Source organism: Kribbella sp. NPDC050124 (genome assembly GCF_044460355.1).
Lineage (GTDB): Bacteria > Actinomycetota > Actinomycetes > Propionibacteriales > Kribbellaceae > Kribbella.
Genome location: NZ_JBITJU010000059.1, coordinates 1 through 8,779 on the forward strand (window position 1 = coordinate 1; position 8,779 = coordinate 8,779).

Here is an 8,779-nt window from a genome sequence, read left to right on the forward strand (position 1 = left end):
CCACCGCAACGAAGTCAGCAGCATCCACGCCCCGATCCAACACGAAAACCCACGCAAAACAACGCAACCACGCCGACCTAACAAAGTACTACTAGTGTCGTCGCAGAACCGGGGAGGTGAACGATGAAGCGCATTCGCATCAACCGGCGCAAGGTCCGCCGGGCAGACCGCAACGCCGACGTGTGGCCCGACGATCCGCGAGACCCGGATGTCCTTCGAGCCAAGGCGCTCGGCTCCGGGCCACGCTATCCGAAGACAACTGGACGTGTCTGACGCTGTGGGATCCCTACTTGATCCCTGCAGCATGTGAACGATGCCGCTCACCGAGTTCGAGATTCTGACTCGGTACGTGCTATTCCTATGGCACCGGAGGCAACGGGCCGGCGATCGCTACACCTCGCCGTGCGGCTTCACTCGCTCGTTGTTATTGAAGTACGTGCGGTGACGGGTTCAGGCGTGGTTCCTGTTTGCGGTGACGACGGTAGTGGCGGGCGGCGCGAGCTCGGTTGCCGCATGCCGTTGAGCACCATTCGCGGCGTGGGTGGTCCTTGACGAAGTACAGGACGCACCTAGGGGCATAGCAGGCTCGCAGCCGGAGCTGTTCTTCGCTGGTGAACAGCTCGATGGCCTCCGCGGCGATCGTCGATAGTGCTCGCATCGCTGGCGTCGCCGTACCGGCGGACTGTCGTTCAAGTCCGCTCCGCCCCAGGCTGAGCTGCGGCCACATGCTGCCCCTGGTGACGGCGTCGTTGACCGTTGCGATCGCCTGCTCGACAGCGACGTCGGTCGCTGCGGATGCCCGGACGTCTTCGGTGATCAGCGCCGCCAGGCGCCGCAGCCCGTCACGGAGGGCTCGGAAAGCAGCGAGGTCCGTTCGTCTCAGTCGTCCACCGCCCGGCAGGCTGGTTGTCGCGGAGTCGATCGCAGACAGCCAGGCATGCAGGTCATGCATGTCGACCAGGGCGTCGTGCACTCCGCGGCGGTCGGCCCAGATGGTGTTCATCAGCCGCACCGAGACAGGTTCATCGGGTAGCAGCAGAGCCGACGTCTCCGTCACCGCGTCCTCCAATCGATTACCTAACGCTAACATACGCTTGCCTCCGTTAGATGTCCGTGCTTCACTTCTAACGTAACAAGCAAGATATGGCGTTAGATTAAGGAAGGTGAACAGTGAGCCAGCTTCCCCTCATTGATCCTGTGACCAGCTCCGCGCCCACCGCAGAGCTGCTCGCCGAGGTCAAGCGAAACCTCGGCGTGATCCCGAACATGACCAAGGCGATGGCCAACAGCCGAGCCCTTTTGAAGGGCTATCTCGGCCTGTCCGGCGCCCTCGCCCGGGGCGCGCTCGACACGGCGACCCGCGAGCGCATCGCCCTCGCCGTGGCGCAGGGCAACGAGTGCGACTACTGCCTGTCGGCGCACAGCTATCTCGCCGAGCATGTTGCTCACCTCGATACGGACGAAATCACCGCAGCGCGCAAGGCGCAGGCCACCGACGCCAAGACGGCCGCGATCCTGGCTCTGGCGGCGGCCGTGAACGACGGCCGAGGCGATACACCGACCGGAGTGGTCGAAGCCGCCCGGGCGGCCGGGGTGACCGACGAGGAGATCGCCGAGACGATTGGGCATGTCGCGCTCAACGTGCTGACGAACTACTTCAACAAGGCCGCCGGGGTCGAGATCGACTTCCCGGTTGTCACCGCCTGACCAGACGCAGGAGGGCAACGGTGTACGTCGAGGTACTGTGGCGCTAGGCTGGCTCGACGCGGCGCGGGCCCAGGACCTCGACGTCTTCCTGTACGAGCGGGACGAGATCGACCGTGCACTTCATCACATCACTGTGGGGATCGAGGCCGGCCGGCATGTCGAGGCCCTGACCCCACCCGTGCTCGGCCTTGTGGAAGCACACCAGCCACATCCTGACCAAGCTCGCAGCCAACAGCCGCACCCACGCCGTGGCGCGGGCGCGCGAACTCGGCCTCATTCCGTGATGTGAAGAACGAGCGTTTCCACGTGAGGTGCCCGAGTCGAGTCGGCCAGCCGGACGCACCGCGACCACATATCGCCAGAGCCGCACCGGATCGTTGTCATCAGGCTCCAGCGACAGCCACGCGACCGGCCACCTTGCCCCCTCCGCCCAGTCCGCGAGCAGCGTCGTCTTGCCGAAGCCGCCGGGGTGGACACCAAGACCAGCTCGCGAGTAATCGCCTCGTCGAGCATCTCGGTCAGACGCGATCGTGTAAGGCGGTCTCGGCGAACCCGGGGAATGGTGAGCTTGGTGGACAGCAGGTCGTAGCGCTCCCCGGCTGCCTGCTCCGATGACACACCAGGTGATTCGGCCATTCCTTCACGGCCGCAGAGGCTGACGACGATCATCTGTACTGCTTCACTCTATGCCGACCTCGGATCGCACAGCGGCCCGGCAGACAGTCCACCGGGTGTTCCACCTTCGCGTGACGCCACAGCTGCCACGCCTGCATAGCGTTTGAGCCAGGCGGTGCCCGCCGCCGACCGCACTCAGGGAGGCAAGGATGTTCTGTGGCGGCGAACCACGGGGTCGCGACCTGACCAGCCGGCGCGGGAGCGGGCGGGAGCACGTCTCGTGTTCCAAACAGGGCGACCGATGAGCCGGCACACCAGTGTCCTGCTCGGTGAGGCGCTGACCGAGCTGCAGAAGACGGACCCGGACGCGGCCGGCCAGATCGCCGCGCACATCCTCGCCGCAGACCTACCAGGAGTAAAGCGTGGCATGGCGGGCACCGGGGTCATCAGGCCCGTCCGCCGGCTGATCTCCGTGCCATGCAACGGCGAGCGGCAAGGCTCGGCCAGCCCGCGCGTCGTTGCTCGGGAGTCGCCGCAGTCACGCCCTACGCGCAGCGGGGTGGCTTGATCCGACGATGTTCAAGGCCGGCACCGCGTACTGGCGTGACCCATAGTCCCGCCGAGGGGCAGCGGTGAAAGGGCGTCGGGGAGATGGGCGAACCATGTCCGATCTACGCATCCACACCTATAGCGCCGCCGAACCGAGGCTTCTCGTCAATTGTTAGCTGCTGGAAGTTAGCGACGGAGTTATCCTCGTCGACGCCCACCTGCCCGTCTCGGACGCGCAGGCGCTGGCCGAGGCTGACTGTGCAACGCAAACCGCTGCTCGGCGCGTTCGTGACACATGCCCACCCCGATCATTTCAACGGCCTGCCGTACATGGTTGGCGAGGGCGTCCCGGTCTACGCCAACACCGACGGGGCCGCGATGATCGCCGAGATCGCGATCCTGAAGGGGGAACAATGGCAGCCGGGCTACGGCGAGGAGTGGCCGGATCGGTACCGCTCCCCGGACCACGCCTTGTCGTCCGGGGAGGCGTCTAGCTGGTGGGGGTCCGGATCGAGGTCCGCGGCGTCGGGGGCTGCGGGGAGTCACGCCGACTCCTACGTGCTGGTCTGGGCTCGGTTGAGCTTAGCGGTGACGAGTAGGTGGGCGGAGTCAACGGTGGCGCCTTGGGCCCGGTGCGCTGTGGTGGCGTAGGCGAGTTCGACAGATTCGCCGAGGCTGTCGGACAGAACGTTTGCTGCCGCGGATGACGGCGCAAGTGCGATCACTGAGCCGGGGCCATGCGTGGCATGCCAGGCGGAGGTCACGTGGCTGGCAAGCTGGTCTTTCCGGCGCCGGCGGGCCCCACCAGAGCCTCGACCACTTGACCACTCGTCGTGACTCGCTGAAGCGCGCGGAGCTTGTCCGCGCTGAGGCTGGACCGCTGTTGATCTGCCGACGGTACGGTCGGCGCCCCGGCCTTGGCCGCGAGCTCAAGGAGCACGCTCTCTGCCCCGAGGATGACGGGCGAGGTGAAGATCTCACCGTTGTGGATCGCGAACACGCCCTGCCCGTCGGCTCGTCGGGACGGTGATGCGAACAGGGCTGGCGGGCTGATGGTGATCGACTGGTTCTCGGCGCTTCGAACTATTGCCTCGAGCACCTGTACGCGGTCGGCTGAGGAGGCCATACGCAGCAGGCGACTCTGCCGTGCGGCTTCGGCAAGGAGGTTCGATCGTGTCCACATTGACTTCTTGGTCTGCAGGGCGAGCATGGTGGTCACGCCGTACGCGTGGATGGTCTCCTGGCTCAGGTCCGCCGCGGAGAGCGGCCGGTCTGTTGCCCGGTCGAGGCTGTTCTCGACAAGGTCTTCTGCCCGGCCGTGGGTGACCCGATCGGCGCGTTTGCGCCCCCGCGCATGACTGCGGTCATGTCGTTGCTCATGCTTGGTCTCCATTGCTAGTAGGGGTTTGGAGCGGCCGGCCCAGGACGGACTCGCTATCTCGTCCCGCGCCGGCCGGCTTCTGGGGGTGCGGTGTCGGTGATTCGCTGACATCGCAGGTGTCGGCCCGGTAGGCCGTGGATCCGAAGGGTGATGACGTGCGCGTACTGCTCTGCGAGCGCTGTCGGGGCGATGTGTTCCTCGATCAAGTGCTCGCCCAGCCACACCTGCACGCGCCAGAGTTCCTGCTTGGCCATCGAACCGAACGGTCAGGCTGGGTGGTCATCGTCGAGCCACCGGACGACGGTGGAACCGTTGTGGCCGTGTACCGCGAGGAGTGCGTCTAGGCCGTAGTCCCAGACGACTGTGGTGGCCCACTTACCGCGCCACCGTAGCGCCACAGTCCCGTCCGACCACTCGACTCCCTCTGCAATATCTCCGGTGCCGCTGACGCCAGTGACGTCGACGGTGCGACGGAGTACGAACCGGCGTGGGCTCGCGACGTTTCCGGCTGAGCGGTCGAGCTGTGCGTCGACTTCCATTCGAGTTCCCTTCGAGGTCCTTGGTCTCCATCGAAGGGCTCATGACTGCGGAACGTAAGGAAATCGTCGCTACCTGTCGATCCGCGTGAACCGGAAATTTCCGGGCAGAACGCTGTCGGCTGGTGACTCGCCGTACATATCGTGGTGCTGTGGAGGGAAACCAGGTCCTGAAGGCGCGCATGGCTGAGGTCGGCATGACCCAGGCCGAACTGGCCGAAGCGGTCAATGCCGACCTTCGGCGCGCTGGCTACGGGGGCACCGTCAGCGATCGAACGGTGCGGAACTGGCTGACCGGGAAGACTCGCTGGCCTCATCACCGCCAGCGCGATGCACTCTCGGCAGTCTTCAGTTGTCCGATCACGGATCTCGGATTCGTCGCTCCGGCCGAGCCGAAGCCTGTTCCACGGCGCCGGTTCATCGGCACGTCCGCGGCGACGGTCATGGTCGCCGCTGGGGCATCGACGCAGCGCGTTGTTCAGTCCCGGGTCGGTGCTGGTGACGTTCGAGCGACTGCTCTCCAAGTTTGCACTGATCGTCGCGAGCGATCATCAGTACGGCGGAAAGCTCACCATCGAGACTCAGGCGTCCGCGCTCGCGGGCGAGGCCCTCGCGCTGCAGGCGCGGGGGACTGCGAGTCAGCGCATCCGAGGCGCGCTCTACGGCTGTGCGGCCTCCTTCACTTCGAGTGCCATGTGGGCGGCGATCGACGGTCGCCGGTTCGATACCGCGCAACGGCATTTCGATCGCGCAGCAGGCTTGGCCACGATGTCAGGCGATCCAACCATCCAATTCAGGATCTGGTCGCACGCCGGCAGCCTTTACCGCCAGATGGCCAGGCCTGTCGACGCGTTGGCCGCCAACGATGTCGCGCGGCGGTTGCCGATTGCGCGACGAGATCCGATGTTCGCTTCCCTCGGTCATGCAAGGCATGCTGCGATCCTTGGGCAGACAGGCGATCAGCGCGCCGTACGTCAGGCCGTTGCCCATGCCGAAGACGCCCTGGCCAGATCTGAGCCCAGCGAGGAGCGGCCGCTGTGGTTGAACGCCTTCTACGACCAGGCAGAGCTGGAGAATCTCGCTCTGGCCGGTTACTTGGCGCTCGGCGACTACGAGGTGGCCGAGGGACACGCTCATCGAAGCCTCGCCCTTCTGCGGCCCGGCATGCGGCGTACGCGCTCGATAACAACTGCACGACTAGCCAAAGCTCAGCTCGGCCAAGGCGATCTTGAGGAAGCGGTCGCAACCGCGATGTCGATCCCGATCGAACCGACGGGTCTGCATCCGCGGATCAACTCGATGCTTCAAGAGTTCGGTACGACTCTGCGGATCGCTGCGCCATCCAGCCACCCGGCAACCGCCTGGGACCATTACGCAAACGACTCGCTGAGGAAGCTCCTGTGATCCCTGACGGTATTGCGCTGCGCCACTCGACTGTGATCGACGACGTTTGGAGCACGTTGATCGAGGTGTATGCCGACGTACGTGCCGATCAACTTCATCTTCCGCACTACTCGGTCGAGCGTTTCGGGGAACAGCTTGCCCGGCACGCATCGGATCCCGGATGGGAAGTTGTCATCGGCTACGACGCGGCAGAGCCGGTGGGGTTTGCCTATGCGAACAGCCTCACGCCCGACGACCGCTGGTGGCGCCGGATGACCACCCCTCTTCCTGACGGATGCACCGGGACGCCGACCGTGGCGGTGAAAGAGATCATGCTGCGCAAGCCGTGGCGGGGGCAGGGGATCGCTCGGCTGATCCACGACGAGCTCCTCCGCAATCGCCCCGAGGCGCAGGTCTCGTTGCTGGTCAACGCGTTGAACGGCGACGGGAAGGTCAAGGCGCTCTACGAGTCCTGGGGTTACGAGCCGATCAGTACACAGCAGCCGTCCGTCGACGGCCCGGTCCTGACCGCCATGCTCCGGCGAACTCGCCCTGGGCCGGAGACGTTGCGTAGCGTTGAGACCCTTTGGTTACTGTGCGTAGCTCATGCGTTGAGCAGGCATGGAGAAACCAGATGTGGACGGTGTGAGTGAGGATCCGCACGTCCGAGTGAGGCTGCCAGGCCGGCCGCCGGTGCTTTATCCACAGGTGGCTCGTGTGCTGCGACGGATTGTTGTACGACTGGCGCAGAAGAGGCGCGGAGTCGGTAGCGCCTCCCAGCCGGAGGAGAAGGCATCTTGAGCGGCGACGGGCACGACGAGTGGGCGACGCTGGACGAATTGCTTGGGATGGAGGCGCTTGCTGGTCGTCCGGTCGATGGTGATGGCATCGGGCGGCTCGCGTTCTACGGGCGATGTTCGACGGAGGACAATCAGGATCCGAAGTCGTCCCTGGCGTGGCAGCTGGGTGAAGCCGCGCGGTTTGTTGAGCCGCTCGGCGGCCAGATCGTCGAGGAGTTCTTCGATATCGGGCAGTCGCGGTCGTTGCCTTGGGAGCGCCGCGACGAGGCGAGCCGGGTGCTCCAGGAGTTGAAGAATCCTCGGCGCGGCTGGGATGGCCTCGTGGTGGGGGAGGCAACGAGGTGCTGGTACAGCAACCAGTTCAGCTTGACCTGGCCGAAGTTTCATCGGTACGGCGTATCGCTGTGGATACCGAGCCTTGGCGGGCAGTTCGACCCCGAGAACTCCGTGCACGACATGGCGATGACCATCACGGGTGGGTTGTCGAAGTCTGAGCGCCAGCATGTGCAACGTCGGGTGCGTGCGGCGATGGCGGCCCAGGTCGTGACTGATGGGCCGTACCAAGGCGGCAGGGCGCCGTACGGGTATGTAGTGGTCGACGCCGGTCCGCATCCGAACCCGCGGAAGGCACAAGAGGGCTACCGGCTCCGGGTGCTTGCCATCGACAACGAGGCGGCACCAGTCGTCGAGCGCATCTTCCAGCTCTACCTCGATGGTCTGGGGTTGAAGTCGATCGCTGAGATGCTCAACCTCGAAGGAGTGCCCTGCCCGTCGGCTCACACGCCTCAGCAGAACCGGCACCGAAGAGGTGACGGCTGGCAGCACACAACGGTGAAGGCGATCCTGGAGAATCCGAGGTACACCGGCTTTGCGATCTACGGGCGGTGGCAGAAGGTCGAGGAGTTGCTGGATCCGGAGGACGTTGCTGCGGGCCACGTGGTGCGCTTCCGGCGATCGCCGCAATCGAAGATCGTGCGTTCGCGGGAGCCTGCCCATCCGGCGATCGTGTCTGTCGATACGTTCACTCGCGTGCAGTTGGAGTTGCGCGTACGGCGGGGGACCGGGCCGGCGGATCAGGCGAAGCGAGAGCGGACGCGGGTGACGACGGAGCGCGTGTACCGGCTCCGTGCTCGGGTCAGGTGTGAGCTGTGCGGGCGGAAGATGCAGGGCGCGGCCCGTAAGCACGCAATCTTCTATCGGTGCAGCGCGCGAACCCTGGTGCCAGGCTCGCCGGCGGCGGACCTCCATCCAGCCAATGTGTACCTCCGCGAGGACCTGCTGACTCGGAAGGTGGACGCCTGGATCGCGACCCTGTTCAGCCCGAAGAACCTTGACCAGACTGCAGAGGCGCTGGCGGCTGTCGATGATGATCACGACTCGGCATCAATCGCGACCAGGCTGGCGCAGAGGGTCGCGGCAGCCGAGGCGGCGATGGGTCGGTTGCGGCGGGCGCTTGAGGCGGGCTGAGATCCGGCTGTGTTGACGGAGCAGTACAACGCGGCGGTGGCGGAGAAGCGGTCCGCGGAGGCCGAGCTCAGCGCGGTGAAGGTGCCTGAGCGCGCGTCGGCCGCGGACATACGGAAGATGGTTCAGGAACTGGGCGACATGACCGCGGCTCTCGATCAGGCCGACGCGAGCGACATGCGAACGCTGTACGAAGCGCTGGGTCTGCAAGTGAGTTACAACCACGAGACCCGATCGGCCGAAGTCGTCGTTAGACCGTATGTAGTGACTGCTCTGCGGGTGGAGTGGGTTGCTGGCCGGGACCTCGCTCGCGCAATCGTGGGTTACCGAGCGCGTTTCCGTGC

At 65.5% G+C, this 8,779-nt stretch carries 12 protein-coding genes; 8 read left to right on the forward strand and 4 right to left on the reverse strand.

Annotated features, from left to right (window positions below; all coding sequences use genetic code 11):
* The first annotated feature begins 123 nt into the window (after positions 1 to 123).
* The gene (locus ACIBL3_RS46960) at positions 124 to 273 is read left to right on the forward strand and encodes a hypothetical protein (RefSeq protein ID WP_396360574.1); all 150 of its coding nucleotides are present in this window, start codon (positions 124 to 126) and stop codon (positions 271 to 273) included.
* Positions 274 to 424: 151 nt separating this feature from the next.
* Here the strand turns inward: ACIBL3_RS46960 and ACIBL3_RS46965 are convergent, their stop codons facing one another.
* Positions 425 to 1,057, reverse strand: a complete 633-nt coding sequence (locus tag ACIBL3_RS46965) for a CGNR zinc finger domain-containing protein (protein ID WP_396360575.1) — start codon at positions 1,055 to 1,057, stop codon at positions 425 to 427.
* A 140-nt stretch (positions 1,058 to 1,197) separates the two neighbouring features.
* On the opposite strand from ACIBL3_RS46965, the gene ACIBL3_RS46970 reads away from it, so the two are divergent.
* A complete protein-coding gene (locus ACIBL3_RS46970; RefSeq protein ID WP_396360576.1) occupies positions 1,198 to 1,707 on the forward strand; it encodes a carboxymuconolactone decarboxylase family protein in 510 nt (169 codons plus the stop codon).
* Positions 1,708 to 1,750: 43 nt separating this feature from the next.
* On the opposite strand, the gene ACIBL3_RS46975 is transcribed toward ACIBL3_RS46970, so the two are convergent.
* On the reverse strand, positions 1,751 to 1,984 hold the full coding sequence (locus tag ACIBL3_RS46975) for a hypothetical protein (protein WP_396360577.1): 234 nt from the start codon (positions 1,982 to 1,984) through the stop codon (positions 1,751 to 1,753).
* A gap of 639 nt (positions 1,985 to 2,623) precedes the next feature.
* Between ACIBL3_RS46975 and ACIBL3_RS46980 the strand changes: the two genes are divergently transcribed.
* Complete coding sequence (locus tag ACIBL3_RS46980) at positions 2,624 to 2,890, forward strand: hypothetical protein (protein WP_396360578.1); 267 nt, start codon at positions 2,624 to 2,626, stop codon at positions 2,888 to 2,890.
* Between the two features lie 239 nt (positions 2,891 to 3,129).
* Entirely contained in the window at positions 3,130 to 3,522 is a 393-nt protein-coding gene (locus ACIBL3_RS46985; protein WP_396360579.1) for a hypothetical protein, read from the forward strand.
* A 109-nt stretch (positions 3,523 to 3,631) separates the two neighbouring features.
* On the opposite strand, the gene ACIBL3_RS46990 is transcribed toward ACIBL3_RS46985, so the two are convergent.
* The gene (locus ACIBL3_RS46990) at positions 3,632 to 4,264 is read right to left on the reverse strand and encodes a hypothetical protein (protein WP_396360580.1); all 633 of its coding nucleotides are present in this window, start codon (positions 4,262 to 4,264) and stop codon (positions 3,632 to 3,634) included.
* 254 nt (positions 4,265 to 4,518) lie between these two features.
* On the reverse strand, positions 4,519 to 4,791 hold the full coding sequence (locus ACIBL3_RS46995; protein ID WP_396360581.1) for a hypothetical protein: 273 nt from the start codon (positions 4,789 to 4,791) through the stop codon (positions 4,519 to 4,521).
* Between the two features lie 489 nt (positions 4,792 to 5,280).
* Here ACIBL3_RS46995 and ACIBL3_RS47000 point away from each other — a divergent pair, with 489 nt between their 5' ends.
* From ACIBL3_RS47000 to ACIBL3_RS47015, 4 genes are all read left to right on the forward strand, one after another.
* On the forward strand, positions 5,281 to 6,192 hold the full coding sequence (locus tag ACIBL3_RS47000) for a hypothetical protein (protein ID WP_396360582.1): 912 nt from the start codon (positions 5,281 to 5,283) through the stop codon (positions 6,190 to 6,192).
* Complete coding sequence (locus ACIBL3_RS47005; RefSeq protein ID WP_396360583.1) at positions 6,189 to 6,824, forward strand: hypothetical protein; 636 nt, start codon at positions 6,189 to 6,191, stop codon at positions 6,822 to 6,824. The genes ACIBL3_RS47000 and ACIBL3_RS47005 overlap by 4 nt, the downstream gene beginning before the upstream one ends.
* A gap of 144 nt (positions 6,825 to 6,968) precedes the next feature.
* A complete protein-coding gene (locus ACIBL3_RS47010) occupies positions 6,969 to 8,438 on the forward strand; it encodes a recombinase family protein (RefSeq protein WP_396360584.1) in 1,470 nt (489 codons plus the stop codon).
* Positions 8,439 to 8,447: 9 nt separating this feature from the next.
* On the forward strand, positions 8,448 to 8,779 hold a 332-nt coding region (locus ACIBL3_RS47015), incomplete at its 3' end, for a hypothetical protein (protein WP_396360585.1).

Excerpts from the sequence above, each read along its gene's own strand:
- ACIBL3_RS46980 (WP_396360578.1), top strand. The coding sequence starts at position 2,624 with ATGAGCCGGCACACCAGTGTCCTGCTCGGTGAGGCGCTGACCGAGCTG.
- ACIBL3_RS46960 (WP_396360574.1), top strand. The coding sequence starts at position 124 with ATGAAGCGCATTCGCATCAACCGGCGCAAGGTCCGCCGGGCAGACCGC.
- ACIBL3_RS46990 (WP_396360580.1), bottom strand. The coding sequence starts at position 4,264 with ATGGAGACCAAGCATGAGCAACGACATGACCGCAGTCATGCGCGGGGG.
- ACIBL3_RS46995 (WP_396360581.1), bottom strand. The coding sequence starts at position 4,791 with ATGGAAGTCGACGCACAGCTCGACCGCTCAGCCGGAAACGTCGCGAGC.
- ACIBL3_RS46975 (WP_396360577.1), bottom strand. The coding sequence starts at position 1,984 with ATGAGGCCGAGTTCGCGCGCCCGCGCCACGGCGTGGGTGCGGCTGTTG.